Below are 15,978 nucleotides of genomic sequence, written 5' to 3'. Positions count from 1 at the left end.
GGTCATGAGAAGACAGCTCACCGTCCTCGGCGTCGCCCTGGTGGCCGCCGCGGCATCCATCCTGATGTTCGTGCGGCCGGCCGACGCCGCCGTGGGCCTGCACGTCAGCGGCGCGAACATCGTCGAGGCGAACGGCCAGCGGTTCGTCATGCGGGGCGTCAACCACCCGCATGTCTGGTTCACCGGCCAGACGGGCTCGTTCGCGAACATCAAGGCGCTCGGCGCCAACACGGTGCGCGTTGTGCTGGGCAGCGGCAAGCGTTGGGGTCCCTCCACCGATGTCGCCAACGTCATCACCCTGTGCAAGCAGAACCGGATGATCTGCGTCCTGGAGGTGCACGACACCACCGGGTACGGCGAGGAGGGCGCGGCCGCCAGCCTCGACGAGGCGGTCAACTACTGGATCAGCCAGAAGAGCGCGCTCGTCGGCCAGGAGAACTACGTCGTCATCAACATCGGCAACGAGCCGATCGGCAACACCAACGCGGCACAGTGGACGGCCGCCACCACCGCCGCGATCCAGAAGATGCGCACCAACGGCTTCGAACACCTGCTGATGGTCGACGCGCCGAACTGGGGGCAGGACTGGCAGTTCGTGATGCGGGACAACGCGCAGACGATCCTCAACGCGGACAGCCGGCGCAACACCGTGCTCTCCATCCACATGTACGCGGTGTTCAACACGGCCGCGAGCATCACCGACTACCTCAACCGCTTCCAGTCGAACGGGTGGCCGCTGGTCGTCGGCGAGTTCGGCTGGCGGTTCAACTCGGGCGAGGTGGACCACGACACGATTCTGGCCGAGGCGCAGGCCCGCGGCATCGGGTACCTCGGCTGGTCGTGGAGCGGCAACACCGACCCGATCCTCGACATGGCCACCAACTTCAACGCCAGCCAGCTCACCACCTGGGGGCAGCGCATCTTCAACGGCGCCAACGGCATCAAGGCGACCGCGCGGGAGGCGACGATCTTCGGCGGGGCCCCGCCCACGACCACGCCGCCGGTGACCACTCCACCGGTCACGACCCCACCCGTCACCACTCCGCCGGTTACAACGCCGCCGGTCACGACGCCGCCGCCGGGCAACCGAACCTGCACGGCCGCGTACTCGAACACGGGTCAATGGCCGGGTGGCTTCCAGGGCGACGTGCGGGTCACCGCCGGTAGCGGCGCGATCAGCGGCTGGACCGTCACGCTCACGTTCCCGAACGGCCAGCGCGTCACCCAGGCCTGGAACGCGACCGTGACGACCAGCGGCACCACCGCGACCGCCCGCAACGTCAGCTACAACGGCGGCCTCGGCGCGGGAGCCAGCACCAACTTCGGCTTCCTCGGCTCGTGGACCGGCAGCAACGGCGCGCCCACGCTGTCCTGCACCGCGACCTGACACCGGGGCCTCACGCGCGGCGGGCGGCCCACCGCCCGCCGCGTGCCTGGTCAACGCGGCCTCACCCCGGGCCTGGCCAGCCTAATCTGGAAACATGGCGGCTTGGCAGCAGCGGTACTACATCTACAGCACCCGGGTGTACCGGCCGGACCGGCGCGCGATCCCGCTGAGCTGGATCGGCGACGAGCGGATCGCGATCGGCAACCTGCCGCTCGCCACCGCCCTCCCGGGCCTGCCCGCGCTGGGCGTCACCCACGTGGTCAACTGCCGGTCCCGGGCGCAGATCTGGCTGTCCCAGGACCTGGCCGTCGAGCGGGCGCTCTTCGGGCCGGGCCGGGTCGTGCACGTACCGCTGCTCGACTTCGGCCAGCACCAACACCCACGCTTGTGGTCGGCCGCCGCCCACTTCGCCGCGGGCGTGCTCGACGGCGATCCGGACGCGCGCGTCCTCATCCACTGCCACCAGGGCCGCCGCCGCTCGGTGATGCTGGCGTACGCGGTACTGCGCCTGCGCGGCCACTCAGTCGCCGGCGCGTCCGACCTGATCACCGGCCACCGTGCCGAGGCGGTGATGGTGCAGGCGTACGCCCGCAGCGTCGAAGGCTGGCTGGCCGCCGGCGGCCTCCCTTAGGCGCCCTCCGCGTCTAGTAGCCTCTCCAGCCGTAGAGTCATGATATGCCCGATTCAGTAGGAAAGCCGCGGCGGTACCGTGAGCTGACGGGACTGCGGCTGGGGACCTTGGTGGATCGCCTGCGCGAGAGCCTGCTGTTCCTGCCGACGGTCATGCTGATCTCCGCGTTGGTGTTGGCCGAGTTCTTCGACCATTTGGACCATCGCAAGATCGGCCCGGTGATACCGGAGCGGTTCCAGTTCGCGCCCGAAGTGGTCACGGTGCTGCTGAGCACGATCGCCGGGGCGATGATCACCGCGGCCGCGGTCGTGTTCTCCCTGTTGCTGATCTCGCTGCACCTGGTCAGCCGCCAGTTCTCGCCGCGGGTTCTGCGCGGCTTCTGGCGGGACCGCTTCAGCCACCTGCTGATCGGGCTGCTGCTGTCCACGTTCGCGTTCTGCGTGGTCGCCCTTGCCCGGGTGGACGTCGCCCAGGAGTTCGCACCGCCGTACACGGTGTTGTTCGCGCTGGTGCTCACGCTGGGCTCGGTGCTCGGGATCGTCGCCTATCTCGACCGCGTCATCCGCCAGCAGTACATCGGCAACATCATGCGCCGGGTACTGGCGGAGTCGCTGTACCTCATCGCCGGACTGCCCTACGGGCGGCACAGCGGAGGGCAGGTGGGTGAACCGGTGACACCCCCGAGCCGGGCTCGCTCGGCCCCTCGCTGGTGATCACGGCGCCGTTCGACGGGTGGGTCCAACAGATCAGCAGGCGGGGCCTTATGACCGCCGTGCCCGAGGGGACCGTCATACGGTTGGAGACCCGGGTCGGCGCCTACCTCACCAAGGACACGCCCCTGGTGACCCTGTGGCCGCCACCACCGGCCGACCAGCAGCACCGGATCGGCCAGCTGGTGGCGCGGAGCGTCGTCACCGCCGCCGCCCGCAGCATGCAACACGACATCGACTTCGGGATCCGCCAGCTCAACGACCTCGCCCTACGCGGGCTCTCGGACGTCAACGACCCCACCACCGCCGCCGAAGCCGTCGCGCGGCTCGGCTCACTGATGCGTCCCCTGCTCATGGCCGACCTGCCCGCCCGATCGGTCCGGGACGAGTCCGGGCGGGTCCTGCTCACACCCAACGACCTTGACCACGCCGCCTACGTCCGGCACGCGTTCGACCAGATCAACGTCTACTCGGCGGATCATCCCCTGGTCCGCGAGACCGTCACGGAGACGATACGCATGCTCCAGGCGGCCTCCGCCGGCCTGCCCGGCCGGGAAGCGGCGCGCGCGGAACTCGACCGCCACTTGGGTACTTCTCGCCGACACCCCCTCCTGACCCAGGCTGCCCGCGCTGATCATTTTCGGTCGGGCGATCGCCGGCCACGCTGGCGATCCGCCACCACTCGCACCGGGTGACGGCGAGGAGCGCCACGGCGACGCCGGCGCGGGTCGTTCTCGAGCGAGACGATGTTCGATACGCTCGGCGGGATGGGTACGTACAGGCGTCTCGGTGAGGCCGTGCGCGTGACCCGCGACCTCGGCGGCCCCGTCGACTTAGCCACCGCGATCGGCCTGGGTTTCGGTTGTGAAACGCGGAGGGTGAGGCCGCGGGAGCAGCGGTCCGGACCACCGCGGACGTCGCGGTAGCTCAATCTTTATGGGTCAAATGCTTCTAGGGGCTATGCCTTGCGGTCGGCGGTGGCGTCGAGCTTGCCCACCACCTCCAGCAGCCCGGACGGCCGCGGTCATCGACAGTGGTACGGTGACGCCGTGATCTCGCACTGTGCCTTCCGCCAGTGGATCACGCCTGACCTCCCGCTCTATGGCAACGACCACGAGCGGGGCGACTTCGCTCCCTGACCGGCCCGGCCGTTGTGGCCCCGCCGTCGCCCCAGTCGCCCTGAACACCGGGAGTGTCCCCCATGTCCGATTCAGGTGTGTTCACCGTGCTGCGCGCCGCCCAGGTGGCCCGCGTGCTCGCCGCCAGCACGGTCGGCCGCATCCCGCTCGCGTCCTCGCCGGTCGCGCTGCTGCTCTTCGCCCGCGAACGCTGGTCGATCGGCATCGCCGGGCTGCTCGTCGCCGCGTACACGATCGGGCTGGCCGCCGGCGGTCCGATGCTCGCCCGGATCGCCGACCGGTGGCGCCAACCGCCGGTGATGCTGGCCGGGGTCACGGTCTCGACCGCCGGCTTCCTCGCGCTCGCGGCCGGCGACCCGCCGCTCGGCCTCGCGATACCGGCCGCGCTGCTGGCCGGGGCGGGCGCGCCGCCGTTCGAGTCCGGGCTGCGGGTGCTCTGGCGCGACCTGCTGCCCGAGTCGCGGGTACACACCGCGTACTCGCTGGACATCGCCGTCCAGGAGCTGATCTTCATCGTCGGCCCGCTGGTGTCGGTCGCGGCGATCGGCGCGGGTGGCCCGGCCGCCGGCCTGTACGCGACCGCGGCGCTGCAACTGATCGGCGCCGCCTGGTTCGTCTCCGCGCCCGCCGTGCGGCGTTGGCGTGGGGTGGCCGCGGAACGCCACTGGGCCGGCCCGCTCCGCTCCCCGCCGCTGCGGCTGCTGCTGGTGGCGATCGTGCTGGTCGGCGCCGGCGTGGGCGCGCTGCCGGTGGCGGTGACCCGGCTGGCCGAGGACGCCGGCGACCGTTCGTGGGCCGGGTGGCTGCTCGCCGCCCAGGCCACCGGCGCGCTGGTCGGCGGGCTGATCAACACCAAGATCAAGCTCGCGGAACGGCACGCGCCGTGGATCGCCGCCGCGCTGGCCATCGGGTACCTGCCGCTGGCGTTCACGGCGTCACCGCCGGTGCTCCTGCCGCTGGCGGTCCTCAGTGGCCTCGCGCTGCCGCCGCTGCTGACCGCCACGTTCGTCACGGTGGACCGGATCGCACCGAGCGGTACGGCCGCGGAGGCGTTCGCCTGGGTGGCGACCGCCTTCACGAGCGGCGCGGCCCTCGGCGCCGCGCTCGACGGCGCGATCCTGGACGGCACGGCGAGCGTCGCGGCCGGCTTCGTGCTGTCGCCGGTAGTGATCGGGGCCAGCGCGGTCCTGTACCGGCTGCTGTTCCGCCGCCTCCCCGCTGAACAGCCCATGGAACGTCATGCCCCCGTCGGCTGAGGCGGAAATGTCATACCTCCGTTTTAGGGTGCGGTCATGGACTGGAAGATCGAGCTCATCCCCGTCCCGGTCACGGACGTCGACCGGGCGAAAGAGTTCTACGTCAAGGTGGGCTTCAACGCCGACCACGACTACCAGGTGCGGGAGGGCCTGCGCTTCGTGCAGCTGACCCCGCCCGGCTCGGCCTGCTCGATCGTGCTCGGCGAGGGCATCACCGAGAAGACGCCTGGCACGCAGGAGATCCAGGTCGTGGTCGCCGACGCCGAGGCGGCGCGCAAGCAGCTGCTCGACGCGGGCGTGGCGGCGAGCGACGTCGACCAGCAGCCATGGGGCAACTTCGTCTACTTCCGCGACCCCGACGGCAACAGCTGGTCGCTCCAGGCGATCGAGTCCCGGCCGAACGGCTAGGCCTGTTCTGTTGTGTGGCCTTACGGCCGACGCCGCCAGGCGCCGCGGTCCGCGACCGTTACCCGGCCGTTGCGGGTGCTGGTCGGGTGCCGGGCCGGGCTGGGCCGCTGCTGGGCGAGCGTGAGCAGGTCGTCGTCGCTCGTCACCTGCCAGCCCTCGGCGGCGAGCAGGTCCCGTAGCCGTTGCGGGGTCCACGCCGAGCGGCGCGGCTCCCGGGCCATCGGGTCCGGGCGGCGGGAGAGCGTGGCCATGACCCGGGCCACTCCGAGCCCGAGCGTGGCCTTGAGCGACGGCGACTGGTAGTTGACGACGAGCCGGCTGCCGGGCGCCGAGCATTCGGCGACCGCGCGGACGGTCGCGGCCACCTCGGGTCGGCTGAGGTAGGGCACGACGCCCTCCCAGATCCAGGTGGTCGCGGCCGCTTCGTCGTGGCCGGCCGCGCCGAGCGCCGATCCGAGCGGGTCGCGGGCCAGGTCGACCGGCACCCAGCGCAGCGCTCCGGCGACCGGCTCCAGGTCCGCGGCCCGGTCGCGCTTGTCCGCCTGGGACGCGGGGTGGTCCACTTCGTACACGTCCACATCGGACAGCTCGGCCATCCGCCACGCCCGCCCGTCAAGTCCCGCGCCGAGGATCACGAGCTGCGGGTTGGGTCGGGCCCGTACAGCGTCGTCGATCGCGACCGTGCGCGGCACCATCGTCTCCGCGACCGCGGTCAGCGACTCGTACTCGATGCGGGCCGAGACGCCCGGCGGCGGTGTACCCGTGCGGGCCCGCTCGACGGCGGCCCGCTCGTCGCCGCGCAGCAGCGACATCGCGACCGGGTCGGCGAAGCGCCCGGGCGCGATCCTGCCGTGCGCCACCGCCCGGCCCTGGCACACCAGCACCGCGGTACGGCTCGCCCCGGCGGGCTCAGCCATCGCCATCCCGTAAGAAGTCGATCAGCAGGGTGTTGAACGCGTCCGGCCGCTCCAGGCTGGGCAGGTGCCCGGCCCAGTCGAGCGGGACGTGGCGGGCGTGCGGCAGCCGGCCGGCCAGCTCGACGGCGATCTCCCGGAAGTCGGGCAGGTCGTGCGCCCCCGAGACGAGCAGGGTCGGCGCGACGATGTCCGACACGTCGAACTCCACGCCGAGCGACTCGACGTCCGGGTCGCCCGCGAGCTGTACCTCGAACGCGTGCCGCTGCATCTGCCCCACCCGCGCGCGGGTCTCGTCGCTCGCGTACGGGCCGAGCCAGGTCGCCACGTTCAGCGCGGTGGCGCCGGCCACGTCCCCCGCCTCAAGCAGCTCGTCCTCCCGCTCGCCGAACGCCCGCAGCTCGGCGCCCGGCTCGTGCCCGCCCAGCGCGGTGCTGACCAGCATCAGCGCGGCCACCCGCGCCGGCCAGCGGGCCGCCACCTCCTGCCCGACCCGGCCGCCGCCGGAGACCGCGACCACCGTGGCTCGTTCGACGCCGAGGCTGTCCAGCAGGTCGACCACGTCCTGGGCGTCGCTGTAGGGCCGGTCCGGCATCGGGGACTCACCGAAGCCCCGGAAGTCGGCGCGGACCGTCCGGTATCCGGCGTCCACGAGGGCCGGCACCTGGGGATCCCACATCCGCCGGTCACAGACGGTGGAGTGCAGAAGGACAACGGTGGGCCCGCTTCCGGCCACGTCATGCGCGATAGTCATCGGCTCCGACAGTAGAGATCGGACCGGCCGCGGTACACGCGTTATCCGCGGGTCTGGCCAGCAGAGGTCCGATCCTGGCGCTATAGATTGGTAATCTACTCATACGAACGGCTGGTGCTCTGGTGGCCGATCGACTATGTTCTGTCTAGCTGTTCATCCGACTGCCCGGGTGACAGCGACGACCTTGTAAGCGACGGCTCAGGGGAGGAAGCCAGATGCCACTGTCGACGATGCGTACGCCAACCGGTCGGGTCGAGGAAGACACCACCGTGCTGCTCACCACCCTCGCGGCGATGCCACAGGACCATCCGGACCGGGCGGGCGTCCGCGACCGCGCGATCGAGCTGCTGCTCCCGCTGGCCCACCACCTTGCCCGTCGGTTCCGGGAGCGCGGCGAGCCGTACGACGACCTGGTGCAGACCGCGACACTCGGGCTGATCAAGGCGGTGGACCGGTTCGACCCCGAGCACGGGACCGACTTCGCCGGGTTCGCGGTGCCCACGATCATCGGTGAGATCAAGCGGCACTTCCGAGACCGCACCTGGGCCGTCCGGGTGCCGCGCCGCCTACAGGAGCTGCGGCTGGCGATCAACGAGGCAAACACGGTGCTGACCCAGGAGCTGGGTCGCTCGCCGACGGTCGCCCAGGTCGCCGTCCACCTTGGAGTCAGCGAGGAAGACGTGCTGGAGGGCATGGAGGGCGCCCGGGCGTACAAGGCCGCCTCACTGTCCACCCCGGTCACAGGCGAGCCCGACAGCACCGCCCTCGGCGACCTGCTCGGCGCCGACGACCCCGGCTACGAAAACGTGGAGGCCCGCACCACGCTGGTGAAGGCGCTCGCCACTCTGCCGGAGCGGGAGCGCCGGATCATCCTGCTGCGCTACTGCGACAACCTCACCCAGCAGCAGATCGCCGACCGCGTCGGCGTCTCCCAGATGCACGTCTCCCGCCTACTCACCAGGACCCTCGCCCGCCTCCGCGAAGAGCTGGGAGAGCTCGTTTAAAGAGTTGGCGCTGACGCGAACAACTGGGGTGTGGCCTCGTGGGGCCAGGTGGTCGCCTTGCCGGCGCCGCCGCTGACCTCGCGCACGGTGGTGTTTACGCCATCCGCGGCCGGGAGCGGCCGCGGGCCCGAGTTCGAGTCGGGCTTTGAGCTTGGCCAACTGGCCATCGGCCAGCTCGACCGGTGTCATCCCGCGGGCAGTCGTGTGGCCTGCTTGAGCCCGCCGCCGACGCCGTACGCATGACCTTGAGCCAAGCGGACAAACCCGCAGAAAGCGAACCCTCGGACGCGGCATCGTGGACCGACCCACCTACCTCAACCCCGAAAGCTCCCCGAGCCTATGGCCATCACGTCTGGTGGTGGTAAGGGTTTCGACGGGGTCGCTGCCGCGGGTCGACGTAGGCGGGTGGGATGAACTCCGGCCTGCCGTCCTCGACGCGGAGCCGGATGGTCCAGTGTCCACGGTGGATGATGCGGTGGTGGTAGCCGCACAACAGCACGCTGTTGTCCAGGCTGGTAGGTCCGCCGTCGGCCCATGATTGGATGTGGTGCCCGTCGCACCAGCGCGGCGGCCGATCACAGCCCGGGAAGGCACATCCCCGGTCACGCAGCTCCAGCGCCCGCCGCAACGACCCGCTGATCAGCCGCCGCGTCCGGCCCAGGTCCAGGACCTGCCCGTCGCCGCCAAGCAACGCCGGAATCAGCTGCGCGTCACAAGCCAACTGGCGGACCTGCGTGGGGCTGAGCCGCCCACCAGTGTCCAACACCCCAACGCCGAACTGCTGCTCTAGCAGTTCGAACGGAACGGTGACCATCACGTGCGGCCGCTGCCCACCATTGTCCGGCAACCGCTCCGTCCGGGTGGCCAGGTCGCACACCTCGACCAACGCATCCGCCCGACGCTGTCCCGGCGTGCGCGGCTCGTCGTCGTCATGGCGGGGCGCACACAACGGATCCAACGCCGCGTTGACGCTCGCGGCGCCGGCCTCGTCCAGCCAGCCGGTGACCCTTACGCGTCCGTCGCCGAGACGGGTGAGCTGAAACGCCCGCGTCTGCCAGGCGCGGGCTTCCTGCCGCTGCAACGCGGCGGCATCGCGAGCGTCGGCGATCTCGGGAGCGACGTGGGCGAGGATCCGCTGGCCAGCTTTGCGCAGGATGGTGGGCTCGAACTGCTCGGCCTGACCGATCAGCACCGCCTCCGCCTCATCAACCAGATCAGGGCCGAGGTCGGCGGGAAGGTCCCGGACCGCAGTGGCGATGACCGTGGCCTGCTCCGCGTTGACCGCACCCGCGACCAGGGCGGTGTCGAGGGCCGGCCGCTCGTCAACCGCCTTCGCGAGGTCGGCCAGCCGTTTCGCGGCGTGGATGCTGATCCGGTGACGCTCCCGCAACCACACCGCCATGCTGGACGCGTGCTGCGCGATCGGCAGACCGCGACCGTCGATCTCCCGGATCAAATGCAACTGGGCTGCGGTAAGCGTTTGCAACGCTTGGTGGATCGTGTCCAGCGAATCGACAAGCTCGTCATCGCCCAGGGTCCAGACCGACGCGGTAGCGCATTTACTGGCTACCTCGCGCAGCTGCTCTAACGCCTCCCTGGACACCCGTTAATTGTCTCGCATCAACACCAAGACCACCAGTTATATTCGTCGATCTAGGAATATTCGAATTGCAATCTTGCGAGAAATGAGGCGGAGTTCCTGGCGGCGACGGGAGGCTTGGAGTCAGCACGAGCGGCGACAAACGGCCGGGCTCTGCCTCCCATAGGGAAGCAGAGCAAAGGCTTCCAACGGCATCACCCGGACAAGCCCCAATACCCCAGCCCTGACAGGCCTACAGATTCAGAACCTAGCGATCGGTATCGCTCCAGCGGCAGGGCGACCTTGCCCCAGAAGACCCTTTGTGGCGACTCATGGCAGCCTTGGCAGCCGCCTTGGAGCCTGTTGCAAAATGGCCCGACGACAGCGTGTGTTGAGGAAACAGGGCTGAGTCGGCCGTTGGCCGGCGAATGGCGGCCAACGAGGGTCAACGCGACCCTTGTTTCATGCGAATCTGGCGATTCTGCAACAGGCTCCTTGGCGGAAATACGTCTTCAAAGCCCGACGAGCGGCTCCCGATGCCGGAGGCCGGAGATCCGTCCGTGCTTCACAACCCGTCGCCGGTCTTGCGGTCGGCCGCGCCGGCTTGGTAGGCGTCCGGTACCCCGTCGTGGTCCTCGTCCGCGGCCTGGGCCTCCTGGAGGCGGCGGTGTGCGCGGTCGCGGAGCCGGAGCACAGCGGTCGCCAGGAGGGCGGCCCCGACCGAGCCGGCCAGCACCGCGACGGTCACGTGCTCGGCGCGGGGCGAGCCGGGTCCGAAGGCGAGTTCGCCGATCAGCAGTGACACGGTGAACCCGATCCCGCCGAGCATCCCCAGCCCTACCACGTCCGCCCAGCGGAGTCCCTCGTCCAGGCTGGCCTTGGTGAACCGGGCGACGAGCCATGTCGCAGCCGTGATGCCGATCGCCTTGCCGACGATCAGCCCGGCGACGACGCCGACCGCGGCCGGGTCGCTGAGAGCGTCCGCGAGGCCGTCCAGGCCGCCGATGGTCACGCCGGCTGTCAGGAACGCGAACACGGGTACCGCCACGCCCGCCGAGATCGGCCGGAAGCGGTGCTCGAATCGCTCCGCGAGCCCGTCGCCGTTGCTCCCGACCGGGACCGTGAACGCCAGCAGTACCCCGGCCACGGTCGCGTGCACCCCTGACTCGTGTACCAGCACCCAGGTGGCGGCGGCGAGCGGCAGCAGCAACCACCACGACCGGACCCGGCGCCGGACGAGCAGGCCGAACCCGGCGAGCGGTACGAGCGCACCGAGCAGCGGGAGCACATCGAGGTCGGTGGTGTAGAAGACCGCGATGATCAGGATGGCGATGAGGTCGTCGACCACGGCCAGCGTCAGCATGAACGTGCGCAGCGCGCTGGGCAGATGCCGGCCGACGACCGCGAGCACCGCCAGGGCGAACGCGATGTCCGTCGCGGTGGGCACCGCCCATCCGCGGGTGGCGTCGCCACCGGCTCCTCCGGCGATGAGCAGGTACAGGATGGCGGGTACCGCCACGCCACCGATCGCCGCCGCGACAGGTACCGCCGCCCGCCGTGGGTCGCGCAGGTCGCCGGCGACGAACTCGCGCTTGAGCTCCAGCCCGGCCACGAAGAAGAAGATGGCCAGCAGGCCGTCGGCCGCCCAGGTCGCGACGCTGAGGTCGAGGTGCAGGGCGGACGGGCCGAGCTGGTACTCCCGCAGCGACGCGTAACCGGCGGACCAGGGTGTGTTGGCCCAGACAATGCCGACGAGCGCGGCGCCGAGCAGCAGCGCGCCGCCGATCGTCTCCTGGCGCAGGATCGCCGCCATCCGCCGCGCCTCGACCCACGATCCGAGCCGGAAAAGCCGCGGCTTGGCACGCGGAACAGCCATGAAGGGTCGCCTTTCCGGGGTCACACCAGCACAAATGCCGACCAGACTTCCCGGCGCGCCGCCCCAACCCTACATGCCCCGGCCCAGGGCTATCCCAAACCGGCGCGGCGGGAACTTTTCGGCCTTCGCGCCCGACTTGGTATCCGGTGCTTGTCGGCGCCGGCACGGCGCCGGCGGAACGGATGAGGAGCGGTGATGCGAGCAGCAGCACGGATCGTGGCGGGGCTCGGCGTGGCGGTGCTGGCCGGCGCGGTGGCGGCGGTCGGGATCGGGGTGGGTCCCGCGTCCGCGCATGTGACGGTGAACCCGCGGGAGGCTACCCAGGGCGGGTACGCGAAGCTGGCGTTCCGGGTGCCGAACGAGCGCGACAACGCCTCCACCACCAAGGTCGAGGTGAACATCCCGGCCGAGACCGCGATCGCGTCGGTGTCGGTACGGCCCACGCCGGGCTGGACCGCGACGGTGGAGCGGGGGAAGCCGGCCACGCCGCTGAAGGCGCACGGCGAGGAGATCACCGAGGCGGTCTTGAAGATCACCTGGACGGCCGCACAGGGCAGCGAGGTCAAGCCGGGGCAGTTCCAGGAGTTCGAGGTGTCGGCGGGGCCGCTGCCCGAGGTGGACAAGATCGTGTTCAAGGCGCTGCAAACGTATTCGAACAACGAGATCGTGCGCTGGATCGAGGAGCCGTCGGCGGCCGGCGGTGAGGAGCCGGAGCACCCGGCGCCGGTGCTGAAGCTGGCCAAGGCGCCGGCGGAGGGCGCGTCGACCGCGGCGAACGCGAACGTCAACCTCGCCGGCTCCACAGAGGACACCGGCGAGGACGGCGACGGCCTGGCGACGTTCGCGGGCCTGGGCGGGCTTGTCGCGGGCCTGGCCGGCCTCGTCTTCGGCCTACTCGCCTGGCGCCGCGCGGGAGCAGCCCGCCCGAGCTGACCGCAGCGGCCCCGAGGGCCGGCAGCCCTGGGGCCAGCAAGCTCCGACCGAAGGAGCACGCCAGCCGCCACCCGGCAGCGCCCGCCCGAGCTGACCGCGCCCGCCCCGGGGCCGGCGGGCCGGCCGGGGTCTCAGCCGGCCGAGCTTCCGGGGCCGAACCGACGTGGCGCGGCTCGGCCCCGGGGCCTGGTCACTGGTACGACAGCGACGGCGTGACCGGGCGGCTGCCGAACAGGCGCGCGGGCACCGCCACGATCGCCGCGTACACGAGTGGGACGATCACCGCCACCGCCGCGTACGTGCCGAACGTGAGCCGGATCGGGGCCAGGTCGTCGTCGGCGACCAGGTTGAAGAGCAGCACGCCGAGCGGGATGCCCGCCGCGCAGGCCAGTAGGCAGCCGCCGAGCTGGGCGACCACGAACGCGACCATCGTCTGGCGCGGCGTCGCCCCGACCGTACGCAGGATGGCGTGGTTGCGGGCGCTGTCGCGGGCCGCGAACACCGCGACGACCACGGCGTTGACCGCCGCGAGGGCCAGGAGCAGCCCGGCTCCCGCGTAGACGACGGCGACCAGCCGGTCGACGACCTCGGCGACGATCTCGGCGCCGGGCGCTTCGACCTCGTCGGGCGTCTGCTCGGTCATGAAGATGTGGACACTGCGGTCCAGCCCGAGGCCGATGACGACCATCGCCACCCCGAGGGTGAGGCCGGCGGCGTTGGCGAGCACCCGGCCGGGCCGGCGCAGGGCGGAACGCAGTCCGAGTACCACCGGCAGTGGCAGGCCGAGCCGGCTGGCGAGCCCGCCGACGCGGCTGGACCGGCGCGGCGGCCGTGCGCTCGTGGCGAGCGAGCGCAACGTGCTGCGCCGGGCACCGCGCAACGCCGGCCGTACCGTGGCGAGGAGCACCACCGCGACGGCGACCGCGACGACCAGCGCCGCCCGCTCCCACGTGACCGGTGGTGCCTGCGGAGAGCCGTAGAGGCTGAGCGAGACACCGGCGAGCATCGGCGTCAGCATCTGGCCGGCGGCGAGCCCGACGGCCGCGGCGAGCCCGGCCACGGTCAGGTACTCGGCGAGCAGCACCATCGTCACCTGACCGGGCGTGACCCCGATCGCCTTGAGCGTGCCGACCTGGCGGATCTGTGCTGCCATGCGGCTGGCCACCAGGACCGCGGCGGTGGCGATGGTCAGCAGCCCGAGCAGGACACCGATGCCGACCAGCGCGATCGCGAAGGCGGAGAGGTCGTCGTGCGAGCCGTCCCGCAGCTGCTCCCATGTGGACAGTCCAACGTAGAAGAACTCGCCGCGCCGTGGCGGGGGCGGGGCGTGCGCCGCCACGAACGCCGCCGCGTCGCCAGGCTGGGCGAGCCGCAGCTCGACCGAGGAGGCGAACGCCTCGACGCCGCCGCCCGCCTGGATCCGCTCGCCGGTGGGCTGGTTGACCCAGATCCGCCCCGGCTGGTACATCGGGAAGCGGCCGGTCGTGGACGTCATCGCGACGCCGCGCACGGGCAGCGCCTGGCCGGCGACCGTCACGGTGTCGCCGAGCCGCACGCGCATCGTCGAGGCGAGCCCTTCCTCCAGGACCACCCCGTCTCCCCCGTCGAGCCACTGTCCCTCGGTGAGCAGCGGCTGTCCGACGGCGGCCGGCGCCGGGTCGCGAACCAGCACCTCGACGTCCATGCGGTCGCCGGCGACCTCGCCGGTGGTGACCATCGCGTCCCACGGTCCGCTGGCGGCGACCACGCCCGGGGCGGTGGTGAGCGCGGCCAGGTCGGCGCGCACCTTGGCCAGCGTGGCATCGCTCGGCGTGCGCTCCGCCCCGTACCCGAAGAAGCTCTGCACATGCGGACCGTTTGTGTCGCGCCAGACCCGCTCCCAGGAGCGGTCGCCGGCGCCGTTGACCGCGAGGGCCAGGCTGAGCGTGGTGGTGGCCAGGCAGAGGGCCAGCAGCAGCATGACCGCCTGGCCCGGCCGGTGGCGCAGGTTGCGCCAGGCCAGGCGGGCGATGAGGGCGAAGGCGCGCACCGCTACGCCTCCCAGCCGGCGATCTGGGCGAGGACCGCCTGCCGCGGGAGCCCGCCGTCGAGCCGGGTGTCCTCGACGATCTGCCCGTCACGCATGGTGAGCAGCCGGTCGGCGCTGGCCGCAACCCGCGGGTCGTGGGTGACCAGCAGCAGCGTCTGCCGGGCCTCGCGCAGCCCGGCGAAGAGCCGCAGGATCTCACCTGTCGCGTGGCTGTCGAGGTTTCCGGTCGGCTCGTCGGCGAGCACCAGCACCGGTTCGTTGACCAGGGCGCGAGCCAGCGCCACCCGCTGCTGCTGACCGCCGGAGAGCCGGTCGGGCAGGTGTGTCGCCCGGTCCGCCACGCCCAGCCGCTCCAGCAGCTCCATCGCCCGCCGCCGCGCGGCCCGCCGGGAGGTGCCGACGAGCAGCGCGGGCAGCTCGACGTTTTCCACCGCGGACAGCTCGTCGACAAGGTGGAACGCCTGGAAGACGAACCCGACACTGCGCCGCCGCAGCCGCGCCCACGCCGCCTCGGACAGCCCGTCGACCCGCTGCCCCGCGATCGTGACCGTGCCCGCGGTAGGCCGCTCCAGCCCGCCGACCAGGTGCAGGAGTGTCGACTTGCCGCAGCCGCTCGGCCCCATGACCGACACCGACTCGCCCTCGGCCACCGACATGTCCACCCCGTCGACCGCCCGCACCGGTGCCCCGTCACCCGGATAGAACCGGCTCAGCCCAGCCGTCTCGATGATCCCGCTCATCCCGCTCTCCTCGCGCTCCACCGCTGCTCGCACGCTTCGAGCCAGCGGATGTCGGCCTGTAGCCGGAGGGCGCTGCCCTCTAGGATCAAGACCCCGTCCCCGTCGGGTGGCTCGGACTCGGCGAGCAGCTGCACCTCACGCAGGCGGCGCAACAGCTCACGACGCTGCGCGTCGATGAGCGCCACCGGATCGGCCAGCCCGGTCGCGGCGGCGGCCACCAGCTTGAGGTGGAACTCGGTCGGCGCGACCTTGGGCCACGAGGCGTCCAGCAGCCAGGCGGCGACGTGCTCCCGCCCCTCCGGCGTCGCCTCGTAGACTCGCTTGTCCGGCGCCGCGCTCTGCTCGACCTGCACGCCCCGCACGAACCCGGCCTTCTCCAGCCGGCCCAGCGTGACGTAGATCTGCCCGGAGTTGACCACCTCGCCGATCGGCCCGAGCGCCTGGATCAGCCGTTGCCGCAGCTCATAGCCGTGCGCCGGCTCTTTGGCCAGCATGGCCAGCATCGCTTCGCGCACCGTCCACCCCCTCTAGATAACGGTAATCTACAACCGTTATCTAGAAGAGTAAAGCTACTGGCGCTGAGTGCGGTCGTTGTTCGGCTAGCCGCCGTGCCAGGGC

15 protein-coding genes are annotated in these 15,978 nt (G+C 71.5%); 8 read left to right on the top strand and 7 right to left on the bottom strand.

Annotation, left to right across the window (positions count from 1 at the left end):
- The first annotated feature begins 4 nt into the window (after positions 1-4).
- The 6 genes from Pflav_RS10850 (at position 5) to Pflav_RS10825 (ending at position 5,531) form a co-directional block, all read left to right on the top strand.
- Positions 5-1,387 (top strand): cellulase family glycosylhydrolase, encoded by a 1,383-nt coding sequence (locus Pflav_RS10850; RefSeq protein WP_173035883.1) that lies wholly within the window; start codon positions 5-7, stop codon positions 1,385-1,387.
- 94 nt (positions 1,388-1,481) lie between these two features.
- Complete coding sequence (locus Pflav_RS10845; RefSeq protein WP_173035881.1) at positions 1,482-2,018, top strand: protein-tyrosine phosphatase family protein; 537 nt, start codon at positions 1,482-1,484, stop codon at positions 2,016-2,018.
- A gap of 44 nt (positions 2,019-2,062) precedes the next feature.
- Positions 2,063-2,731 carry a DUF2254 family protein gene (locus tag Pflav_RS47325; protein ID WP_173035879.1) on the top strand — a complete coding sequence of 223 codons (669 nt, stop codon included), beginning with the start codon at positions 2,063-2,065 and terminating at the stop codon, positions 2,729-2,731.
- A gap of 50 nt (positions 2,732-2,781) precedes the next feature.
- Positions 2,782-3,423: a DUF2254 family protein gene (locus Pflav_RS47320; RefSeq protein ID WP_269474488.1), complete on the top strand. Its 642-nt coding sequence runs from the start codon at positions 2,782-2,784 to the stop codon at positions 3,421-3,423.
- Positions 3,424-3,929: 506 nt separating this feature from the next.
- On the top strand, positions 3,930-5,123 hold the full coding sequence (locus Pflav_RS10830) for an MFS transporter (RefSeq protein WP_173035875.1): 1,194 nt from the start codon (positions 3,930-3,932) through the stop codon (positions 5,121-5,123).
- Positions 5,124-5,159: 36 nt separating this feature from the next.
- Positions 5,160-5,531, top strand: coding sequence for a VOC family protein (locus tag Pflav_RS10825; protein ID WP_173035873.1), 372 nt, complete (start codon positions 5,160-5,162; stop codon positions 5,529-5,531).
- Between the two features lie 20 nt (positions 5,532-5,551).
- Here Pflav_RS10825 and Pflav_RS10820 read toward each other — a convergent pair whose 3' ends face one another.
- Together Pflav_RS10820 and Pflav_RS10815 are read right to left on the bottom strand one after the other, a co-directional pair.
- Positions 5,552-6,448 carry a class I SAM-dependent methyltransferase gene (locus Pflav_RS10820; RefSeq protein ID WP_173035871.1) on the bottom strand — a complete coding sequence of 299 codons (897 nt, stop codon included), beginning with the start codon at positions 6,446-6,448 and terminating at the stop codon, positions 5,552-5,554.
- Entirely contained in the window at positions 6,441-7,199 is a 759-nt protein-coding gene (locus Pflav_RS10815) for an alpha/beta fold hydrolase (RefSeq protein ID WP_173035869.1), read from the bottom strand. Before Pflav_RS10815 ends, Pflav_RS10820 begins: the two co-directional genes overlap by 8 nt.
- Positions 7,200-7,414: 215 nt before the next feature.
- Between Pflav_RS10815 and Pflav_RS10810 the strand changes: the two genes are divergently transcribed.
- Positions 7,415-8,203 carry a SigB/SigF/SigG family RNA polymerase sigma factor gene (locus Pflav_RS10810; protein ID WP_173035867.1) on the top strand — a complete coding sequence of 263 codons (789 nt, stop codon included), beginning with the start codon at positions 7,415-7,417 and terminating at the stop codon, positions 8,201-8,203.
- Positions 8,204-8,549: 346 nt separating this feature from the next.
- On the opposite strand, the gene Pflav_RS10805 is transcribed toward Pflav_RS10810, so the two are convergent.
- Complete coding sequence (locus Pflav_RS10805) at positions 8,550-9,806, bottom strand: HNH endonuclease signature motif containing protein (protein ID WP_232071235.1); 1,257 nt, start codon at positions 9,804-9,806, stop codon at positions 8,550-8,552.
- Positions 9,807-10,347: 541 nt separating this feature from the next.
- On the bottom strand, positions 10,348-11,658 hold the full coding sequence (gene nhaA, locus Pflav_RS10800) for a Na+/H+ antiporter NhaA (RefSeq protein WP_173035865.1): 1,311 nt from the start codon (positions 11,656-11,658) through the stop codon (positions 10,348-10,350).
- A gap of 195 nt (positions 11,659-11,853) precedes the next feature.
- Here nhaA and Pflav_RS10795 point away from each other — a divergent pair, with 195 nt between their 5' ends.
- Complete coding sequence (locus tag Pflav_RS10795; protein ID WP_173035863.1) at positions 11,854-12,591, top strand: YcnI family protein; 738 nt, start codon at positions 11,854-11,856, stop codon at positions 12,589-12,591.
- A gap of 190 nt (positions 12,592-12,781) precedes the next feature.
- Here the strand turns inward: Pflav_RS10795 and Pflav_RS10790 are convergent, their stop codons facing one another.
- From Pflav_RS10790 to Pflav_RS10780, 3 genes are read right to left on the bottom strand one after another with little or no spacing between them, the layout of a single operon-like run.
- The gene (locus tag Pflav_RS10790) at positions 12,782-14,620 is read right to left on the bottom strand and encodes an FtsX-like permease family protein (RefSeq protein ID WP_173035862.1); all 1,839 of its coding nucleotides are present in this window, start codon (positions 14,618-14,620) and stop codon (positions 12,782-12,784) included.
- 2 nt (positions 14,621-14,622) lie between these two features.
- Positions 14,623-15,360 (bottom strand): ABC transporter ATP-binding protein, encoded by a 738-nt coding sequence (locus Pflav_RS10785; protein WP_173035859.1) that lies wholly within the window; start codon positions 15,358-15,360, stop codon positions 14,623-14,625.
- The gene (locus Pflav_RS10780) at positions 15,357-15,875 is read right to left on the bottom strand and encodes a PadR family transcriptional regulator (protein WP_173035857.1); all 519 of its coding nucleotides are present in this window, start codon (positions 15,873-15,875) and stop codon (positions 15,357-15,359) included. Before Pflav_RS10780 ends, Pflav_RS10785 begins: the two co-directional genes overlap by 4 nt.
- Positions 15,876-15,978 lie beyond the last annotated feature (103 nt).

The organism is Phytohabitans flavus (assembly GCF_011764545.1).
GTDB lineage: Bacteria > Actinomycetota > Actinomycetes > Mycobacteriales > Micromonosporaceae > Phytohabitans > Phytohabitans flavus.
This window is presented reverse-complemented; position numbering and strand designations above follow the sequence as displayed.